We start from the raw sequence: 21,894 nt of genomic DNA, 5'->3' as shown, positions 1-21,894 counted from the left end.
CGGTTCCTTCCGTTGTAGGTGAGTTGCCTTCAGCTATGCGGTGGCCCGGTCCACCAGAGCCTCCAGCGCCCGGAACCAGCCTTCGGCCAGGTCCCGTACGGCCTCCTCGGGCAGTACTCCGGGTGCGTAGGTCCAGTGGGCGGTCAGTTCGGGGCCTTCCGGCCGGTCCTCGGTCAGGGCGTTGACGGTCAGGGCGTGGGACAGCGGCATGCCGGGGTCGGCTTCCAGGTCCGCCGCGTCGGCCTCGGGGGCGTACGACCAGTCCGTGGCCTCGGGGACGCCGAAGCGCCCCATGTAGTTGAACTCGATCTGCGGACGCGCGAGTTCGGCCAGCACCGGTCCGGTCTCGGGGTTGAGGTGCCGGAGCAGGCCGTGGCCGATGCCGCCCGTCGGCGCGGTGGCCAGGTGCTCGCGGACGCGCGCCAGGGCCGTGTCGAGAGCGGGTCCTCCGGCGAGCGCGTCGGCGAGGTCCAGAGTGCCGGTGTCCAGCCGGACCGGCACGACGGTGGTGAACCAGCCCACCGTGCGCGAGAGATCGGCCTCGCCCGCCAGTTCCTCCTCTCGCCCGTGCCCTTCGAGATCCACGAGGACCGCACCACCGGACGCCGACCCGCGCCATTCGGCGACGGCGAGGGCGAGGGCGGTCAGCAGGACGTCGTTGACGCTCGCCCCGAAGGCGGCGGGCACCCTGCTGAGCAGGGGTGCCGTACGGTCCGCGGGCAGGGTGAGGGACAGGTGCCGGGAGGCGGCGGTGACATCCCGTTCCGGGTCGAGGGGCCGCAGCAGCGGGAGGGGTTCCTCGTCGGCCAGCACCGAGGTCCACAGCGGCAGTTCGTCCTCACGGGCGGGGTCGACGGCACGTGCGGCGAGCAGTTCGGACCAGCGCCGGAACGACAGGTCGACCGGTGCCGGCGCGGGCGTCCTGCCCTCGCTGACGTCGCGCCAGGCGGCGGCGAGGTCGGGCAGCAGCACGCGCCAGGACACACCGTCCACGACCAGGTGGTGGATCAGCAGCAGCAACCGTCCGGGCGCGTCCGGCCCGGCGTCGAACCAGACGCCCTGGATCATCCGGCCGGCGTCCGGGTCGAGGCGGCTCTGCGCGGCACGGGCGTGTTCGGCGACCGTTTCCCGGAGCGCCGCCTCGTCAGCGCCCCGGACGTCGGCGCGGACCACCCAGGAAGCTGCGGGCATGCTGCCCGGCGGCGGCACGTGCAGCGACCACCGTCCGGTCCGCTCCAGCCGGGCCCGTAGCAGGTCGTGCCAGTCGGTGACGGCCTGGAGCACGGCGTACAGCCCGGCCTCGTCCAGGGCGGCGGGAGTCTGTACGAACGCGGCCTGGTGGTAGCCGGCGATCGGACCGCCCAGTTCCCGCAGCGCATGCATGATCGGCGTCAGCGGCACCGTGCCGGAGCCGTCGTCGTGGGCGGGCCGCGTGAGCTGCGCGGCGTCCAGTTCCACCGCCACGGCGGCCAGCGCGCCGACCGTGCGGTGCTGGAAGACCTGCCGTGGAGTGATTCGCAGGCCGGCCGCGCGGACCCGGCTGACCAGCTGCATCGCGACGATGCTGTCCCCGCCGAGGGCGAAGAAGTCGTCGTCGGCCCCGACCCCCGGCAGGCCGAGCACCTCGGCGAAGCGGGCGCAGAGCACACGCTCTATGTCGTTCGCGGGCTCCCGGCCGCCGGTCACGCGCGTGAACTCGGGGGCCGGGAGCGCCCTGCGGTCGAGCTTGCCGTTGGACAGCAGCGGCAGTTCGTCGAGGACCACGACGGCGGCCGGGACCATGTAGTCGGGCAGCGCCGCCACGGCGTGGGCCCGCAGTTCGGCCGGGTCGGGGCTCGGCACACCGCCGGCCGGGACGACGTACGCGACCAGTTGCTTGGTCCTCGGCCGGTCCTCGCGGGCGACGACCACGACCTGGCCGACCGCGTCGTGCCGGTCCAACACGGCCTCGATCTCGGCGAGTTCGATACGGAAGCCGCGGATCTTGACCTGGTCGTCGGCGCGGCCGAGGTATTCGAGCGTGCCCTCGGCCGTCCAGCGGGCCAGGTCACCCGTGCGGTACATGAGGGAGCCGGGTGCGCCGAACGGGTCCGCGGTGAACCGCTCGGCGGTCAGCCCGGGGCGCCCGAGGTAGCCGCGCGCCAGGCCCGCCCCCGCGAGGTACAGCTCGCCGGTGACGCCCGGTGGCACGGGCCGCAGCCGGCCGTCGAGCACATACGCCCGTGTGTTGCCGACCGGGCGCCCGACGACCGGCCGCTCGCTGTCTCCGATCCGGGCGGCGAGCGCGTCGACGGTCGCCTCCGTCGGCCCGTACAGGTTGAAGGCCTCCGTGCCGGGCAGTGCGGCCAGCTCGCTCCACAGCGCGTCCGGCACGGCCTCCCCGCCCACGCCCACCACCGCCAGCGGGCACTCACCGTCCTTGATCAGCCCGTACTCCGCCATCTGGGCCAGGAACGACGGCGTCACCTCGATGAAGTCGATGCCCTGGGCGCGGATGGCCGCGGCGGTCAGTTCGGGGTCGCGGCGCGTCTCGTCGTCGAAGATGTGCAGCGCGTGCCCGTCGAGCAGCCACAGCTGCGGCTGCCAGGAGGCGTCGAAGGAGAACGACCAGAAGTGCCCGACGCGCAGATGCCGACGCCCGGTGCCCGCCTTGGCGAGGTCGTGCAGGGTGCGGCGGTGGCTGTGGAAGAGGTTGGCCACGCTGCGGTGGCAGACCACGACGCCCTTGGGGCGGCCGGTGGAGCCCGAGGTGTAGATGACATAGGCGGGGTGGTCCGGGTCGGGGCCGGACGGGTTGCCGCGGCCGGCGTGCGCGGCCAGTCGTACGACGGTCTCCTCCGCGTCGAGCGCCAGCCGTGCGACGCCCTCGCGGTCCGGCAGTCCCGCGGCGAGTGCCTCGGTGGTGAGGACGAGCCGGGCCCCGGCGTCGTCCAGCATGGCGAGGACACGCTCGGCGGGCAGGTCCGCGTCGATCGGCAGATAGGCCGCGCCCGACTTGAGCACGGCGAGCATCGCGACGAGGAAGTCCGCGGTGCGGGGCAGCGCCAGGGCGACGATCCGCTCGGGTCCGGCGCCGTGCTCGGCCAGCAGCCGGGCCAAGCGGTTTGCGTGGTCGTTGAGTTCGGCGAAGGTCAGCGTGACGGGGCCCGCGACCACGGCGACGGCGTCCGGGGTGGCGGCGGCCTGGGCCTCGAAGAGCCCGGGCACGGTGGTCGGGGGGACCGGGAGGGCGGTGTCGTTCCAGGTCTCCAGGAGGGTGTGCCGCTCCTCGGGAGTGAGGATGTCGACGTGGCCCACCGCCTGATCCGCATCGGCGGTCATCGCGTCGAGCAGCCGGACCATCGCCGCGGAGAGCCGTTCGGCCGTCGCGGTGTCGAACAGGTCGGTGCGGTACTCGGCGGTCAGTCGCAGCCGTTCGGCGGGCTCGACGGCCCAGGCGAAGGGATAGTGCGTCGAGTCCCGGTGGTCGCGGACCTCGGTCCGCAGCCCCTCCTCGGCCCCGAGTCCGGCTCCGCCCCCGTCGGGGTACGACTCGAAGACCACGAGCGTGTCGAACAACTCCCCCATTCCGGCGCCCCGTTGGATGTCGGCGAGCCCGAGGTGCTGGTGGGCGATGAGCCTCGACTGCTCGTCCTGGAGCCGGTCGAGGAACGCCGCCAACGTCTCGCGCTCGTCGATCCGGACCCGTACGGGAACGGTGTTGATGAACAGCCCGATCATCGACTCCACGCCGCTCAGCTCCGGTGGCCGTCCGGAGACGGTCGCTCCGAACACCACGTCGTCGCGCCCGGTGAGCCGGGACAGGACGACGCTCCAGGCGCCCTGGACCAGCGTGTTGACGGTCAGGCCGCGCGAACGGGCGAACGCGGTCAGCGCGTCGGTCGCCTCCGGCGTCAGCAGCGTGGTGAGCGTCTCGGGAACGGCCGGGGCCCTGCCGGGGTCGGCGGGCACCAGATGCGTGGGCTCCGCCAGACCGTCGAGCGCCTCCGCCCACGCCGCCGAGGATGCGGCGGCATCCTGCCGGCCGAGCCAGGCCAGATAGTCCTTGTACGGCACCGGGGCCGGGAGTTCGGCCCCCGCGTACAGCCGGGACAGCTCGCCCAACAGCCGCGGCACCGACCACCCGTCGAGCAGCAGGTGCTGGTGCGACAGCACGAACCGGTACCGCTCGGGCCCGACCTCGACCAGCATCAGCCGCAGCAGCGGCGGCTCGGCGGGCTCGAACCGGCGCCGCTCCTGCGCCAGCAAGGAGGTCCACCGTTCCTCACGGACGGCGGCGTCCAACTCGCTCAGATCCACATGCCGCCACGGCAGTACGGCCGTATGCGGTACGACGGCGACCGGACGCCCCGAGGACAGGTACCGGAAGCCGGCCCTCAGGTTCCCGTGCCGGTCGAGCAGCGCCTGCCCGGCCCTCCGCAGCCGTACGGCGTCCAGCGGGCCGTCGATGTCGTACGCCACCTGCACGGTGTAGACGTCCGGCCCCGCGTCCCCGGAGTCGAACGCGGCATGGAACAGCAGCCCCGCCTGGAGCGGCGACAGCGGCAGCACCTCCGCCGCACCGAACCCGGCGACCTCGGCCCGCTCCTCGTCGGTGAGTTCGAGCAGTGAGGCGTCCGACGACGCTGCCCCGCCGTCGCCGTCGAGTTCTCGGGCGGCGGCGGCCAGCCCGGCGGCGGTCTTGTGGCGGAAGACGTCCCGCGGGCTGACCACCAGCCCGGCCGCCCGCGCACGGGCGACCAGCTGCATGGCGACGATGCTGTCCCCGCCCAGCGTGAAGAAGTCGTCGTCCACTCCGACGCGGCGCAGATTCAGCACGTCAGCGAAGAGACCGCACAGGAGTTCCTCGCGCGGCGTGCGCGGGAGGGTGTCGGTGGTCTCGGCCTCGAAGTCGGGGGCGGGCAGGGCTCGGCGGTCGAGCTTGCCGTTCGGGGTGAGCGGCAGCGCGTCCAGGGTGACGAAGGCCGCGGGGACCATGTGATCGGGCAGCGCGGCGGCGACGTGCGCCCGCAGCGCGGCGGAATCCGGAGTACGGCCCGGGGCCGGGACGACATACGCGACCAGCTGTTGCTCGCGGGCCACGACACTGACATGGGCGACGGTGTCGTGGCGGGCGAGGGCGGACTCGATCTCGCCGAGTTCGATGCGGAAGCCTCGGATCTTGACCTGGTCGTCGGTGCGGCCGAGGTATTCGAGCGTGTCGTCGGGGGTCCAGCGGGCCAGGTCGCCTGTGCGGTACATGCGGGAACCCGGACCGCCGTACGGGTCGGCGACGAAACGGTCCGCGGTCAGGCCCGGCCGGTCCAGATAGCCGCGCGCCAACTGGACGCCCGCCAGATACAGCTCACCCGCAACGCCGGGCGGAACGGGACGCAGGGCCGCGTCGAGGACGTACACGCGGGTGTTCCACACCGGGCGGCCGATGGAGACGCGATCGGTCACCTCGATGGCGGTGGCGTCGACGGACGCCTCCGTCGGGCCGTACAGGTTGTGCAGCTCGGTCGGCGGCAGAGTGGTGTGGAAGCGGGCGGCGAGGTCGGACGAGAGTGCCTCGCCACTGCACAGGACGCGGCGCAGGCTGGTGCAGTTGGCGGTGGTGGGCTCGTCCAGGAAGGCGCGGAGCATCGAGGGTACGAAGTGGGCGGTGGTGATGCCCTGTTCCTGGATCAACTCGGCCAAGTAGGCAGGGTCCTTGTGACCTTCGGGTTTGGCGACGACCAGCGTGGCGCCGGTGATGAGGGGCCAGAAGAACTCCCACACCGAGACGTCGAAGCTGGACGGCGTCTTCTGCAACACCCGGTCGTCGCCGGTCAGTCCGTACTCGCCCTGCATCCACAGGAGACGGTTGACGATGCCCGCATGCGGGACGACAACGCCCTTGGGACGACCGGTCGAACCAGACGTGTAGATGACGTAGGCGGGAGTCAACGGATCGTAGGCAGAGGGCAGTTCACCGTCCGGCCCCTCCGGCAACCCGTCCCGGACCACACACACCGGACGAGCATCCGCCAGCATGAACTCCAGCCGCTCCTGCGGATATTCGACGTCCAGTGGCAGATAGGCCGCTCCGGCGCGATGCGTCGCGAGCAGGGCGACCACCAGATCGACCGAACGGGGCAGGGCTACCGCGACGGTCCGCTCGGGACCGGCGCCCATCCCGGCCAGCACACGCGCGGTGCGCTCGACCCGCGCGTCCAACTCCGCATACGTCAGCCGCTGCTCACCGAAGACAAGAGCCACCGCATCCGGCGTACGAGCCACCTGAGCCCGGAACAACTCGGGAAGGCTGCTCGCCCCCACCTCGTGCGCCGTGTCGTTCCACACCTCGACGACCGACCGCCGCTCCGACTCCCCCAACACCTCCACGTCCCGCACCGGCACATCCGGATCGGCCGCCACCTGCTCCAGCAACCGCACCAGACGCCCCGCCAGCAGTTCGACCGTGTCGTGGTCGAACAGGTCGGAGCTGTACTCGATCCAGCCCTGGATACCGGACCCGTCCGACTGCTCGATGAAGTCGAAGCTCAGGTCGAACTTGGCGCTCTCCTGGCGGAGCGGTTCGCGGCGTGCGGACAGGCCGGGAAATTCGGGAGTGCTGCCGGGGTCGCCGAGGTAGACGACCATGACCTGGAAGAGCGGGTGCCTGGCCAGTGAGCGGGCCGGGTTGATGGCTTCCACGAGCCGTTCGAACGGCAGGTCCTGGTGTTCATAGGCGGCCAGGTCGGTGTCGCGTACCCGGTCGAGCAGGTCGGCGAAGGTGGGTGTGCCGGAGAGATCGGTGCGCAGGACCAGGGAGTTGACGAAGAACCCGACCAGGTCTTCCAGGCGTTCGTCGGCGCGGCCCGAGATGGGTGCGCCGAGCGGGATGTCGTCGCCGGCGCCGAGACGGTGCAGCAGAGCGGCGGTGGCCGCCTGGAAGAGCATGAACAAACTGACGCCACGCCGGTGCGCGAGGCCGCGCAGGGCCCGCTCCAGCTCGCTGTCGAGGCTCAGTCCGACGGCTCCGCCCTCGTGGCTGCCCTCTTGTGGGCGTGGCCGGTCGGTCGGGAGCCTCAGCTCTTCGGGGAGTCCGGCCAACGCCTGCTTCCAGTAGGCGATTTGTCGTGCCTGGAGACTGCCGGGGTCGGTGTCGTCGCCGAGCAGCCGGTGGTGCCACAGGGTGTAGTCGGCGTACTGCACCGGCAGCGGCGCCCACTCCGGCTCACGGCCCTCGCTGCGGGCGCGGTAGGCGATGGCGAGGTCCCGCCACAGCGGGCCGTCCGACCACTCGTCGCCGGCGATGTGGTGCAGGACCAGCAGCAGGACGTACTCCTGCTGCGTCAGCTCGAAGACGTGGACGCGCAGCGGGAGTTCGCGGTCGATCTCGAAGCCACGCCCGGCGGCCTCGGCCAGTCGGTCGGGGAGGTCGGCCTCGGACACCTGCTCGTGGTGCACCGGCACCGCGACCTCGGCAGCGTCCAGGACGAGCTGGCGGGCGACTCCCTCATGGTCCGCGAAGACCGTGCGCAGGCTCTCGTGGCGGACGGCGAGATCCTGGACGGCGGCGGCAAGGGCGTCGCGGTCCAGATCGCCGGTCAGCCGCCAGGCCGCCGGGATGTTGTACGTGGCGCCCGGGCCCTCGATCCGGTGCAGCAGCCAGAGCCGTTGCTGGGCGAAGGACAGGGGCAGCGGCTCCGGCCGGTCGAGCTGAGCGAGTGCCGGTCGTGCCATGACGCGTCCCGCGGAACCCGCCACGCGCTCGCCGAGCCGGGCAGGTGTGGGCGCCTCGAAGACGGTACGGACCGTCAGTTCGGCGCCCAGCGCCGTGCGGACCCGGCTGACCAGCCTCATGGCGAGGAGTGAGTGACCCCCGAGCATGAAGAAGTCGTCGTCGACCCCGACCCGTTCGAGACCCAGCACGTCCGCGAACAGCCCGCAGAGGATCTCCTCGTGCGGGGTGCGCGGCCGGCCGTCGCTCGTCCCGGTCGTGAAGTCGGGGGCGGGCAGGGCCCTGCGGTCCAGCTTGCCGTTCGGGGTGAGCGGCAGTGCGTCCAGGGTGACGAAGGCCGCGGGGACCATGTGATCGGGCAACGTGGCGGCCGTATGCCGACGCAGTTCGCCGCTGTCGGGGGTGTGTCCGGCGGCGGGTACGACGTACGCCACGAGCCGTTGGCCGTGTGCGACGACGGCGGCATGGGCGAGGCCGTCGTGACGCATCAACACGTCGGCGATCTCACCGAGTTCGATGCGGAAGCCGCGGATCTTGACCTGGTCGTCGGTACGGCCGAGGTATTCGAGCGTGCCGTCGGGGGTCCAGCGGGCCAGGTCGCCCGTGCGGTACATCCGAGAGCCCGCTCCGCCGAACGGATCCGCCGTGAACCGCTCCGCGGTCAGCCCCGGCCGGTCCAGGTAGCCGCGCGCCAACTGGACGCCCGCCAGATACAGCTCACCCGCCACACCGGGCGGAACCGGACGCAGGGCCGCGTCGAGGACGTACACCCGGGTGTTCCACACCGGACGGCCGATCGAGACACGGTCCGTCACCTCGACGGCGGTGACATCGACGGACGCCTCCGTCGGCCCGTACAGGTTGTGCAACTCGGCCGGCAGCAGAGCACGGAAACGCTCCACGACCGCCGCTGGAAGGGCCTCCCCGCTGCACAGCACTCGGCGCAGCCCGGTGCAGGCCACGGCAGTGGGTTCCTCCAAGAACATCTGGAGCATCGAGGGCACGAAGTGCACGGTCGTGATGCCCTGCTTCTGGATCAACTCAGCCAGGTAGGCGGGATCCTTGTGCCCGTCGGGTTTGGCAACCACCAGCGTGGCACCGGTGATCAGAGGCCAGAAGAACTCCCACACCGAGACGTCGAAGCTGGACGGCGTCTTCTGCAACACCCGGTCGTCCGCGGTCAGCCCGTACTCGCCCTGCATCCACAACAGACGATTCACGATGCCCGCATGCGGGACGACAACGCCCTTGGGACGACCGGTCGAACCCGACGTGTAGATCACATACGCGGGACTCAACGGATCGTAGGCAGAGGGCAGTTCACCGTCCGGCCCCTCCGGCAACCCGTCCCGGACCACACACACCGGACGAGCATCCGCCAGCATGAACTCCAGCCGCTCCTGCGGATAATCGGCATCCAGCGGCAGATAGGCGGCCCCCGCACGCTGCACGGCCAGCAACGCGACGACCAGCTCGACGGAGCGCGGCAGCGCGACCGCCACCGTGCGCTCCGGCCCCGCCCCCATCCCCGCCAGCACACGGGCGGTGCGCTCGACCCGCGCGTCCAACTCCGCATACGTCAGCCGCTGCTCACCGAAGACAAGAGCCACCGCATCCGGCGTACGAGCCACCTGAGCCCGGAACAACTCGGGAAGGCTGCTCGCCCTCACCTCATGCGCCGTGTCGTTCCACACCTCGACGACCGACCGCCGATCCGACTCCCCCAACACCTCCACGTCCCGCACCGGCACATCCGGATCGGCCGCCACCTGCTCCAGCAACCGCACCAGACGCCCCGCCAACTGCTCGGCTGTTCCCGCGTCGCACAGGTCGGCCGCGTACTCCAGCAGCAGCGTCAGGCGGTCCGACTCGTCGACGAAGGTGAAGTGGAGGTCGAACTTGGCCATGCCGGTGTCCATGTCGAACCAGTCGGTCGGCATGCCGAGCACGTCGGGGTCGCCGTCGGGGCGGTAGTGGTAGCCGAGCATGACCTGGAAGAGCGGGTTGCGTCCGGCCGTCCGGGGCGGGTTGACGGCCTCCACGACCTGGTCGAAGGGGAGATCCTGGTACTCGAACGCCTCAAGCGCCGACTCGCGTACCTGGCTGATGAGTTGACGGAAGGTCGGCTCGCCGGACAGGTCCGTACGCAGCACGAGCGTGTTGACGAAGAATCCGACCAGGTCGTTCAGCGCGTCATCTGTGCGGCCCGCGATCGGCGCTCCGAGCGGGATGTCGTCGCCTGCGCCGAGACGGTGCAGCAGCGCGGCGGTGGCTGCCTGGAAGAGCATGAACATGCTGGTGCCGGTCGCGGCGGACAGTTCGCGCAGCGCCCGGTCCATGTCGGCGGGCAGCTCCAGCCGGACCTTGCCGCCGCGCCCGGTGGGTTCGTCCGGGCGAGGCCGGTCGAGGGGCAGATGCAGTTCTTCGGGCAGGCCGCGCAGGGTGTCGGTCCAGTGGGCGAGCTGGGTCTCACCGATCCGGCCGAGCAGATCCTGCTGCCACAGGGTGTAGTCGGCGTACTGGACCGGCAGCGACTCCCAAGCTGGAGCCTGCCCTTGCCTCCGTGCCCGGTATGCGGTGGTGAGGTCGGCGAGGAACGGGCGGTCGGACCACTCGTCGGTGGTGATGTGGTGGAGTACGACGGCCACGACGTGGTCGGCCGGGCCGAGCCGCAACACCTCGCAGCGCAGGGGCAGTTCCCGGCCGAGGTCGAAGGGGCGGCGCTGGGCCGTCTCGATCAGGGCGGGCAGTTCGTTCTCGGTGCAGTCGGTCACGGAGAAGGCCGGTTCGGCGTCGGCCGCCGGGACGATCAGCTGGTACGGCTCGCCCGCGTGCTCGGGGAACACCGTGCGCAGGGCCTCGTGGCGGCCCGCCACGTCCCGTACGGCCGCTCGGAGGGCATCGAGGTCGAGGTCGCCGTGGAGCCTGAAGACCAGGGGGAAGTTGTAGGCGACACCGCTGCCGGTGATCCGCTCGACGAGCCACAGCCTGCGCTGGGCGGCGGACAGCGGGATGCGCTCGGGGCGGGCTGCCGGGGCGACGGCCGGGCGGGCGGGGCGTCCGGCATCCGCGCGGAGCGCGAGCAGTTCGGCGGTGGGTGCCTCGAACAGGTCGCGGATGGCCAGCTCGGCGCCCAGCTCCGTGCGGGCCCGGCTGATCAGCCGGGTGGCCAGCAGGGAGTGGCCGCCCAGGTCGAAGAAGCCGTCCTCGGCGCCGACTTCGGGCAGGCCGAGCACCTCGGCGAAAAGCCGGCAGAGCACCTCCTCCTGCGGGGTGCGCGGTCCGCGGCCGGTGCCGAGCGCTACGGCCGGTTCGGCGTCCGGCAGGGCACGCACGTCCAGCTTGCCGTTGTCGTTCATGGGCAGCCGGTCGAGGGTGACGAACGCGGCCGGGACCATGTAGTCGGGCAGTTGCTGCTTGAGGTCGTCGCGCAGCCGCCGGATCAGGCTGTTGGCGCCGCGCGCGGCGGTCGGCTCGTTGGCGTACGGGGCGGTCCCGCCGCCCGGCCGGTACAGCCCGGCGGTGACGCGGGGTACCGCTTCAGCGCGGGGCAGGAACACGGCGTCGTAGGTGCCGGGTTCGCGGGACCAGGTGGTCAGTACGCACCGGCCGAGGTCGTGCAGCGTCTCCGGGTCCACTCCCCCTGCGGCTCCCACGCGAGCGTCGGGGATGCGGGTGAGGCGCAGGGGTTCGGCCGTGTCGGCGACGTCCGCCAGGTCAAGGGCGGCGCTGTACTCGATCACCGGGATCTCGTGCAGTCGCAGGTCCGGCTCGTCGGCGTACAAGACGGCGTCGTAGCGGTGGCGGGTGAGTTCGTTGTGGTGGCGGGCGCGCTTGGTGCGCAGGTCGATGCCGTGGCCGAGGGTGCTGAAGTAGTCGGGGTCGACGAGGAGTTCCTTCTCCAGGCGCAGGCCGCGCTCGACGGCCCGTTCCAGGCCGTCCTCCGGGACCCCCTTGGCCTGTTGGATCTCCGTCTGGAAGGTGCGGGCGAGCCTCAGGTTGCGGACGTCACCGACGAAGAGGGCGCCGCCGGGCGCCAGTAGGCGCATGGCGCCCTGGATCACCGAGGTCAGGTAGTCGACGCTCGGGAAGTACTGGATGACGGAGTTGATGACGATCGTGTCGAAGTAGCCGTCGTCGGGCAGGCCGGTGAAGTCGTCGGCGGGCTGGGCGCGGAGGGTGACCTTGGCGGCCAGTTCCGGGTCCTGGCGCAGCTCTTCGCCGATCTTGCGGATGACGGGGGCGGCGAAGTCGGTGGCCCAGTAGGCCTCCGCGTCGGGGGCCAGCCTGGACAGGAGCAGGCCGGAGCCGACGCCGATCTCCAGGATCCGGCGGGGACGCAGCGAGCGGATCCGCGCGACGGTGGCCTCGCGCCACTCGTGCATCTCCTCGAAGGGGATGGGCCGGCCGTCGTACGAGGAGTCCCAGCCGGCGTAGTCCTCGGTGAAGACGGCGGTGCTGATCTCCTCGTACTCGTCGGAGTAGATCTCCTGCCACTCGCCGACCTGGTCCCGCTCGGCGGTGTCCCGGTCGTCGCCGGTGAGCTGGGCGGGGACGACATAGCCGACGAGCCGGTCGTCGCGGACGAGCACGGCGGCGTGGGCGACTTGCGGGTGCCGGGCGAGCGCGGTCTCGATCTCGCCGAGTTCGACCCGGTAGCCGCGGATCTTGACCTGGTCGTCGGTGCGGCCGAGGAAGTCGAGGTTGCCGTCGGGGCTGCGGCGTACCAGGTCTCCGGTGCGGTACATGCGCTCGCCCGGTTCGCCGAACGGGTCGGCGACGAACCGTTCCGCGGTCAGCGCGGGCCGGTCGAGGTAGCCGCGGGCCAGGCCGATTCCGGCGATGTACAGCTCGCCGGGCACTCCTTCGGGCACCGGGCGCAGCCAGGCGTCCAGGATGTGGGCGCGGGTGCCGCGGATCGGCCGGCCGACGGTGGGGGTGGCGCTGTCGAGGGTGCCGCCGCCGAGCGTGTTGATGGTGTACTCGGTGGGTCCGTAGAGGTTGTAGCCGTACGTTCCCTCCGTGTCGCGGAGCCGGTTCCACACGGTCTCCGAGACGGCCTCGCCGCCGAGCAGGACGAGCGGCGGGCGGTGTCCCTCCAACAGGCCCTGCTCGATGAGGAGATGGGCGTAGGTCGGGGTGACGTTCACGACGTCGACCCGATGGGTCTCGCAGTACGCGACCAGGGCCTCGGCGTCGCGCCGCAGCTCCTCGTCGCAGATGTGCACCTCATGTCCCTCGACCAGCCAGAGCAGTTCCTCCCACGACATGTCGAAGGCGAACGACACGGTGTGGGCGATGCGCAGCCGCCGTCCGCCCGCCGAGGCGATGGCCGGTTCGAAGATCTCCCGCTGGTGGTTGAGCTGCATGTTGGTCAGCCCGCGGTAAGGCGTGACGACGCCCTTGGGGCGGCCGGTCGAGCCGGAGGTGTAGATGACGTACGCCGGGTGTTCCAGGCTGAAGGTCCGGCGGGCCAAGTCGCCCGGGCAGGCGGCAAGTTCGGCGGCGATCGCCGGATCGTCCAGTAGTACCCGCGGAGTGTCGGAGGAGGTCAGTCGGGCGGAGACCTCGGCGTTCGACAGCAGCATGGCCGGGCGGGCGTCGTCGAGCATCGCCGTGAGCCGGTCGTCCGGGTAGTCCAGCTCCAGCGGCAGATACGCGGCGCCCGTGCGCAGCACCGCGAAGAGCGCGACGACCATCTCCAGGGAGCGGGGCAGGCCGAGGGCGACGACCCGCTCGGGCCCTGCGCCGCGGGCGAGCAGCAGATGGGCCATGCGGTTGATGCGGGTGTCCAGTTCGGCGTAGGTGAGCGTGTGGTCGCCGAAGACGACGGCCGTGGCATAGGGGGTGGCCGCGGCCTGGTCCGCCAGCAGGTCGGCGATGGTGTCGTCGGGGTCGGGCACCCGGCCTTCGGCTCGCTCGCGCTCCAACTCCCGGTGTTCTGCGGGGAGCAGGGGGTCGAGCCCGCCGACCGCGGCATCGAGATCCTGGGTGAGCCGGTCCAGGAGCAGGGTGAAGCGGTCGAGCAGGTTCTGGGCCTGGGGACGGGCCACGACATCGGCCCGATGGGTCAGGGTGACCTGGATGGAGCGGCCCGGCGTGACCACGAGGTTGACGGGATAGTGGGTGGCGTCGACATTGGCGACGGCCGTGGCGCCGTGCCGGTCACTCAGCTCGGCGAGCTGCTCCTCGGTGTCGCTGTTGCGCAGCACGAAGAGCGTGTCGAACAGCCGCCGGTGCCCGGTCTCGGCCTGCAGCACACCCAGGCCGAGGTACTCGTACGGCATCACGTCCAGCCGCTCGTTCTGGATGCGGCGCAGCAGCCCGAGCACCGGTTCGGCGGGGTTGTAGGCGATCCGGGCGGGGACGGTGTTGAGGAACATGCCGATGACGTTCTCGATCTCCGGCACCTCGCTCGGCCGGCCCGCGACGGTGGTGCCGAAGACCACGTCGGTACGTCCGGTGGCGCTCGCCAGGGTCAGGCCCCAGGCCGCGTTGAGGACGGTGTTGAGGGTCAGCCCGTGCCGCCGTCCGATCTCGCGCAGCCGCTCGCCCACCTCATCAGGAAGCAGGGCGTCCAGGCCCTCCGGGATGTCGGGCGCGAGGCCCTGGTCGGTGGCGGCGAGCAGGGTGGGTTCGTCGAGTCCGGCGAGGGCGGTCCGCCAGGCGTCGGTGGCGACGGCGGTGTCCTGGACCTCCAGCCACGTCAGGTAGTCCCGGTAGGAACCGGGGGCGGGCAAGGCGCTCGCGTCGCCTCCGGACTCGTACAGGGCGAAGAGCTGGTCGAGGAAGAGCCAGGCGGACCAGCCGTCCCACAGCAGGAGGTGCCGGCCGACGATCAGCCGGTCTCCGCGCTCGGCGCCGAGGCGGACGAGCAGCATCCTGAAGAGCAGGGGCCGGGTCAGGTCGAAGCGGCGGGTGCGCTCCGCGTCCGTCAACTCCCGCAGCCGTACGTCCTGTTCGGCGGCGGTGAGCCCGGACAGGTCGACCTCTTCGAGCGGGATGTCGGGATCGCGGACGATGAACTGCACCGGCTGGCGCAGTCCTTCGCTGGTGAATCCGGCGCGCAGACTGGGGTTGCGCTCCAGCAGCACGCGTACGGCGGTGCGCAGCCGGTCGGTGTCCAGGGGCGTGGCGAGGTCGAAGGACTCGTGGACGGTGTAGACGTCGAGGACGCTGTCGTCGTACGTGGAGTGGAAGAACAGGCCTTCCTGGAGCGGGGCCAGCGGCCAGATGTCCTCGACGGGGTACGGGCTGAGGCGGTGGACGTGCTCGGTCTCCTCGGCGGCGAGGGCGAAGGACGAGCGCAGCTCCCGCGCGGCGGTGACCGGTGTGGCCGCCGCGGCGAGGGCGGCGGGCGTGCGGTGCTCGAAGACGTCCCGCGGGCCCAGGTCCAGGCCCGCCCGGCGGGCGCGGCTGGAGACGCCGATGGAGGTGATGCTGTCGCCGCCCAGCATGAAGAAGTCGTCGTCGATGCCGACCTCGTCGAGCTTCAGCACGGCGGCGAAGATCTCGGTGAGCACACGTTCGTTCGCGTTGCGCGGGCCGCGCGCCTCCGCCCGTACCGCCTGTGGCGCGGGCAGCGCGGCTCGGTCGAGCTTGCCGCTGGGGGTGAGCGGGAGGGCGTCGAGGACGACGTAGGCGCCGGGCACCATGGGCGCGGGAAGTTCGGCGGAGAGGGCGGCCTGGAGGTCGGCGGGCAGGGGTTGGGCATCCCGGGGCGGGACGACGTAGGCGACCAGCGCACCGCCGGTGACGGTGACGGCGGACTGGGCGACGGCGGGGTGACGGGCCAACGCGGCCTCGATCTCGCCGAGTTCGATGCGGTTGCCGCGGATCTTGACCTGGCGGTCGGTGCGACCCAGGTACTCGATCACGCCGTCGGCGCGGCGGCGCACGAGGTCGCCGGTGCGGTACATGCGCGTACCGGGCTCGCCGTACGGATCGGCGACGAACCGCTCGGCGGTCAGGCCGGGCCTGGAGTGGTAGCCGCGGGCGAGTTGGACGCCCGTCAAGTACAGCTCGCCCGGCACTCCGTCAGGCACCGGGTGCAGGCAGGAGTCGAGGACACGCAGGCCCGTGTTCCACACCGGGCGGCCGATGGGCACGGTGATGCCGGGTGCGCCGTCGTACGCGTGGTACGTCACGTCGACCGCGGCCTCGGTGGGGCCGTACAGGTTGTGCAGCGGCACCCCGGTCAGCTCCCACCAGCGGGCGGCGGCGGCACCGGGCAGGGCCTCGCCGCTGCTGAAGACGCGCCGCAGGGTCGCGGCCCAGGCCGGATCAGCGGTGATCTCCTCGGACTGGAGGAATGCCTCCAGCATCGAGGGCACGAAGTGCAAGGTGGTGATGCCCTGTTCCCGGATCAGCCCGGCGAGGTAGGACGGGTCGCGGTGCCCATCCGGGCGGGCGAGGACCACGGTCGCGCCCTCGCACAGCGCCCAGAAGAACTCCCAGACGCTGACGTCGAAGCTGGCCGGGGTCTTCTGGAGCACCCGGTCGGTGGCGGTCAGACCGTACTGGCCCTGCATCCACGCGAGCCGGTTGACGATGGCCCGGTGGGTGACGACGACGCCCTTGGGCCGGCCGGTGGAGCCCGACGTGTAGATCAGGTACGCCGGGTCGTCGGGGTGCGCCGGGGTCGGGCGGACGTCGGGCGCGTGCCCGGCCGGGGCGTCGGGCGGCAGGGCTTCAAGGCCGGGGACGTCGGGTTGCGCCAGGGTCGGGCGGGCGTCGGGCACATCCCCCGCCGGGCCGTCGAGCAGCAGGCCTTCGAGGCCCGAGACATCGGGGTGTGCCGGGGTCGGGCGGGCATCGGGCACATCCCTCGCCGGGCCGTCGAGCAGCAGGCCTTCGAGGCCGGGGACGTCGGGGAGTCGGGTGCCGGTCACGGTGACGACCGTCGTGGCGCCGGAGTCGGTGAGCATGTGGGCCACCCGGTCGGCGGGATAGTCCACGTCGACCGGCAGATAGGCGGCCCCGGCCTTCAGCACGCCGAGCAGCGCGACCATCAGCTCGGCCGAGCGCGGTACGGCGACGGCGACGACCGTGCCCGGTCCGGCGCCCAGTGCGGCGAGCCGACACGCCAACCCACCTGCGCGAGCGTCGAGTTCGCGGTAGCTGAGGGTCTCGCCCTCGTAGACGACCGCGAGGGCCTGCGGGGTGCGGGCCGCCTGCGCCTCGAAGGCCGCCGCGAGCGTCGTGTCGGGCACCTGACGGTGCTCGCCCGTCTGGTCGGCGTCGGAGAGTTCCTCGGCCGACAGGAGTTCCAGACCGGCGGCCGTCTGTCGCGGGTCCGTGGCCACGGAGTGCAGGATGTTGGAGAGCCGGTCCGCGATCCGGCGTACGGCCTCGGAGTCGAGCCGGCCCGCATGGTACTTGAGGCGCAGGTCGAGCCGGCGGCCGGGCTTGACGATCAGGGCGAGCGGATAGTGGACGGCGTCGTGGAACTCGTGGCCCGTGAGCCGCAGGGTGCCGCTCGGGTCGGCGAGACCGTTCGCGTGCGGGTAGTTCTCGAAGACGACGAGGGTGTCGAAGAGGTCGCCCGCGCCCGAGAGCCCGGCGAGGCGCTGGAGTTCGGCGAGGCCGAGGTGCTGGTGGTCCAGCAGCCGGGCCTGCTCGTCCTGCAGACGGGCGAGCAGGTCGGCGAGGGTGTCGGCGGGGTCCCAACGGAAGCGGGTCGGCAGGGTGTTGATGAACAGGCCGACCATGGACTCGATGCCCTCGACCTCCGCATCGCGGCCGGAGACGGTGGTGCCGAACACCACGTCCTGCCGGGCGGTCAGCCGTCCGACGAGCAGGCCCCAGGCGCCCTGGACGACGGTGCCGAGCGTCACCCCGTGTTCCCGGGCGCGGGCCGCCAGTCGCGCGGTCGCCTGCTCGGAGAGCTCGACGCGGATCTGCGCGGGCTCGACGGGCGCCCCGTCGGCGGGCGTCTCGACGAGCCGGGTGGGCTCCTCGACTCCGGCGAGCGCGGTGCGCCAGGCCGCACGCGCGGCATCCCGGTCGGCGGCGGCCAGGCGGCGCAGATAGGCCTGGTACGGCGCCGGTTGCGACAGCACGGCCGGAGTGTCCCCGTAGCAGGCCATCAGCTCGCGGTGCAGCACCGGCAACGACCAGCCGTCGGCCACGATGTGATGGAACGTCAGCAGAAGTCGGCTGCGGTCCCCGTCGAGCCGTACGAGTGCGCAGCGCATCAGGGGCGGACGGGCGAGGTCGAAACGACGGGCACGCTCGTCGGCGGCGACCGCGTCGGCGAGCTGTTCCCGGACGTCGGCGGCCTGGGCGGAGAGGTCCACTTCGCGCCAGGGCACCTCCAGCCCACCGGCGACGATCTGCACGGGCTGCCCGTCGCCGCACCGGCGGAAGCAGGCGCGCAGCGGGGCGTGCCGGTCCAGGACGCGCTGGGCGGCCCGGCGCAGCTGCTCGCCGTCCACCGGTCCCGACAGTTCGAGGGCCTGCTGGACGACGTATGCGTCACGGTCGGCGCCGTCGAGGAGGGAGTGGAAGTAGAAACCCTGCTGGAGCGGGCCCAGCGGCAGCAGTTCCTCCACGGTGACCGGGAACTCGCCCTGGAGTTCGGCGAGTTCGTCGGCGGTGAGGTGGACGAGCGGGGCGTGGTCGTCGGTGCTCTGCTGTACGACCTCTCCCGCCGCCTCGGCGAGTGCGGCGACCGTGCGGTGCCGGAAGACGTCGCGGGAGCTGAGCCGCAGTCCGGCCCGGCGGGCGTGGACGAGAAGTTGGATGGCGGTGATGCTGTCGCCGCCGAGGGCGAAGAAGTCGTCGTCGATGGTGGCCGAGCGCAGGCCGAGCACGTCGGCGTAGGCCGCGCACAGGAGTTCCTCGCGGGCGTCCCGGGGCGGACGGCCGGCGCTGGCGGCCCCGTAGTCGGGGATCGGGAGCGCGCCGGCGTCGAGCTTTCCGCTGGGCGTGACCGGGAGGCGGTCGAGGGGGACGACGGCCGCGGGGACCATGTACTCGGGCAGCTTCTCCGCGACGTACGAACGCAGCACCCTCATCAGGGAGTTGACCTCGCGGAAGGGCGCGGGGCGGTTGGCGTACGGGGCGGTGCCGGACGGCCGGTACAGGGTGCCGCCCGGTAGGTCGCCCGGGGCGAACACGACGTCCAGGCTGCCGTCGTCGGCGGCACCGTTCCAGGTGATGGCGGTCCGGTGGCCGTACCGGGCGCCGAGCGCGTGGAAGACCTCGGGGTCCGAGGCATCGGCGGTACGGCTGCTGTCGTCGAGGGCGGACAGCGCGGCCAGGTCCTCGACGAGGCGGGCGTTGGGGACGGCGGTGACCCTCAGCGGGGTGGCGCCGCCCTCGGACAGCCGGGCTTCGAGTGCCGCCTGCCCGCTCCACGCGATCTCGTCGAGGTCGGCCTGCGCCGGGACCTGGGCCCGTCGGCGCAGCACCACGTCGTACCGGTACCGCGTCAGCTCATTGTGGTGGGCGCCCCGCTTGACCTGGATCTCGGCGTCAAAGCCTTCCAGGGCGGCGAAGTAGTCGGGGTCCAGGAGGAGTTCGCCCTCCCAGCTGATCGACCGCTCCACGGCCGCCCGCAGGGCCTGCTTGTCCTGCGGGTCGTCCGCGCGCCGGGTCTCGACTGCCGTGCGCAGGCAGCGCAGCAGGCGGGCGTTGCGGACGTCGCCGATGAAGAGGCTGCCGCCGGGTGCGAGCAGCGTGTCTACGGCGCGGATGACGTCCGTGAGGTAGTCGGCGCTCGGGAAGTACTGGGCGACGGAGTTGAGGACGACGGTGTCGAAGTGGCCCTCGGGCAGTCCGCTGACGTCATGGGCGGGCCGGGCGCTGAGGCGGACCCGGTCGGCGAGTTCCGGTACGGCCTCGACCTGGGTCCGCAGGGCGCGTACGGCCTCTTCGGAGAGGTCGGTGCCCCAGTACTCCGCACAGCCCGGCGCGACACGGCTGAGGATCAGGCCGCTGCCGACGCCGATCTCGAGGACCCGGCGGGGCGCCAGTTCCTCGATCCGGGCGACGGTCGCCGCACGCCACTCGCGCATCTCCTCGACGGGGATGGGCAGCCCGTCGTACATGCTGTTCCAGCCCGCGAAGTTCTCGCGCACACCGTGGTCGTGGTTGCCCTCGGATCCGGCCGCCGCGTACAGGAGTTCGTGGAGGTCCTTCCACTCCCGTACCTGCTCGGTCGTGTCGGGGACCGTGGCACCGTCCAGCGCGGGGACGACGTACGCGGCCAGCCGCCGGTCGCCGGGGCGGTCCTCGCGGACCACCACCGCGGCCTGGTCCACGGTCGGATGGGCGCGCAGGACGGACTCGATCTCGCCGGGTTCGATGCGGAAGCCGCGGATCTTCACCTGCGAGTCGGCTCGGCCGAGGAACTCCAGGCGTCCGTCGGCCTTCCAGCGCACCAGGTCGCCGGTGCGGTAGAGGCGTTCGCCCGGTGCCCCGAACGGGTCGGCGACGAAGCGTTCCGCGGTCAGGTCGGGCCGTCCGAGGTAGCCGCGGGCGAGCCCGGCGCCGCCCAGGTACAGCTCGCCGGGGACTCCGGGCGGGACGGGCGTCAGGCGGGCGTCGAGGACGTAGGCCCGGGTGCCCGGGTCGGGGATGCCGATGGGCACGATGGAGCCGGCCGGGATGTCGGGGTCGCACAGGCCGAGGGTGGAGTTGGTGGTCGCCTCGGTGGGGCCGTACGCGTTGAACATCATCCGGCCGCGGGCATAGCGGCCGACCAGCTCGGGCGAGACCCGTTCGGTGCCCGCGAGCAGCGTGGCGGGCGGCAGTTCGACGTCCTCGGGCATGGCGGCGAGCAGCGCCGGCGGGAGGATCATGAAGGTGATGCCGTGAGCGTGGGCGTAGTCGGCGAGCGGCGCGCCGGGCACCCGCAGCTCGCTCGGTACGACGACGAGCCGGCCGCCGGACAGCAGGCCGAGGCACAGGTCCCAGAACGCCACGTCGAAGCTGGGCGAGGCGAACTGGAGCACCCGGCTGTGCGGACCGATCCCGAACCGTTCGGTCTGCGTGGCGATCAGCTTGGCGACGCCCGCGTGGGTGAGGACCACGCCCTTGGGGCGGCCGGTGGAGCCGGAGGTGTAGATCACGTAGGCGGAGTTGGTCACGGACAGCGTGCCGTGGTCCGGTCCCTGTGCCGGGCGCCCGGCCAACTCCCGTACGGTCTCCGGCGCGTCGAGGACCACGACGTCCATGCCGTCGCAGGGCGGGATGTCCTCCTCGACCTCGGCCGTGGTGACCAGGCAGACCGGTGTGGCGTCGGCCAGCATGTAGGCGATGCGGTCGGCCGGGTAGTCGGTGTCCACGGGCAGATAGGCGGCACCGGACTTCAGGACGGCGACTTCCGCGACGACGAGTTCGGCCGAGCGGGGCACCGCGAGGGCCACCACGCGCTCGGGTCCGGCGCCCCGCGCGATCAGGGCGTGGGCCAACCGGGCCGCGCGCTCGTCGAGTTCGGCGTAGGTGAGCTCGGTGTCCTCGAAGATCAGCGCGATGTCGTCCGGGCGGGTACGGACCTGCTCGGCGAACATCTCCGGCCAGGTGCGCGGCGGGACGTCGTGCTCGGTGTCGTTCCACTCCCGCAGGACGCGGTGGGTCTCCTCGGCGCCGAGCAGCGCCAGTTCGCCGACGGGGCTGTGCGGCCGGGCGAGGCCGTCGGCGAGCAGGGTGGCGTAGTGATCCGCCATGCGCCGGGCGGTCCCGGCCTCGAAGAGATCCGGCCGGTACGTCACCAGGACGTCTCCCGCGCGGACGTCGAGCGCCACGTCGAGGGAACCCTCGCGCATGCCGCCGTATGCCGTGTTGAAGAACAGTCCGCCGCCCCGGGTGGGCTCCGGTCGCAGCCGGTCGATCAGCGTGGTGAGTTCGACGCGGTGGGCCCGCGCCTGCTCGGCCGCCTCGGTCACCCGTCGTACGAGCTCCGCGAAGGGCGTGCCGCCGCCCAGAGTGATCCGGAGCGGCAGGCCCTCATACCCGAGGGTGATGTCGTGCCCGCCTCCGTAGCGGTGCAGCAGGGCGACATAGGCGGCCAGGAGTGTCGATGTGTCGGCCGTGACGTCCAGCGCGCGGCTCAGGGTTCGGCGTTCCGCGTCGGGCCGTGCGGGGTAAGGAAAATCGGCGGGGAGGGGGGTCTCCAGCGGGAGGGGATCGAGTTGCCGCCGCCAGAATGCGGCCGCTGTTTCGTCGTCGGTACCGGACAC

At 72.1% G+C, this 21,894-nt stretch carries 1 protein-coding gene; it reads right to left on the bottom strand.

Going from position 1 to position 21,894, the window contains the following annotated elements:
• Positions 1–33: 33 nt before the first annotated feature.
• A complete protein-coding gene (locus ACTWQO_RS05995) occupies positions 34–21,894 on the bottom strand; it encodes a non-ribosomal peptide synthase/polyketide synthase (RefSeq protein WP_443236157.1) in 21,861 nt (7,286 codons plus the stop codon).

The organism is Streptomyces sp. 4N124 (assembly GCF_052245395.1).
GTDB lineage: Bacteria > Actinomycetota > Actinomycetes > Streptomycetales > Streptomycetaceae > Streptomyces.
Note: the sequence above shows the minus strand (reverse complement) of the source record. Positions and strands in the feature narration are given on the sequence as shown.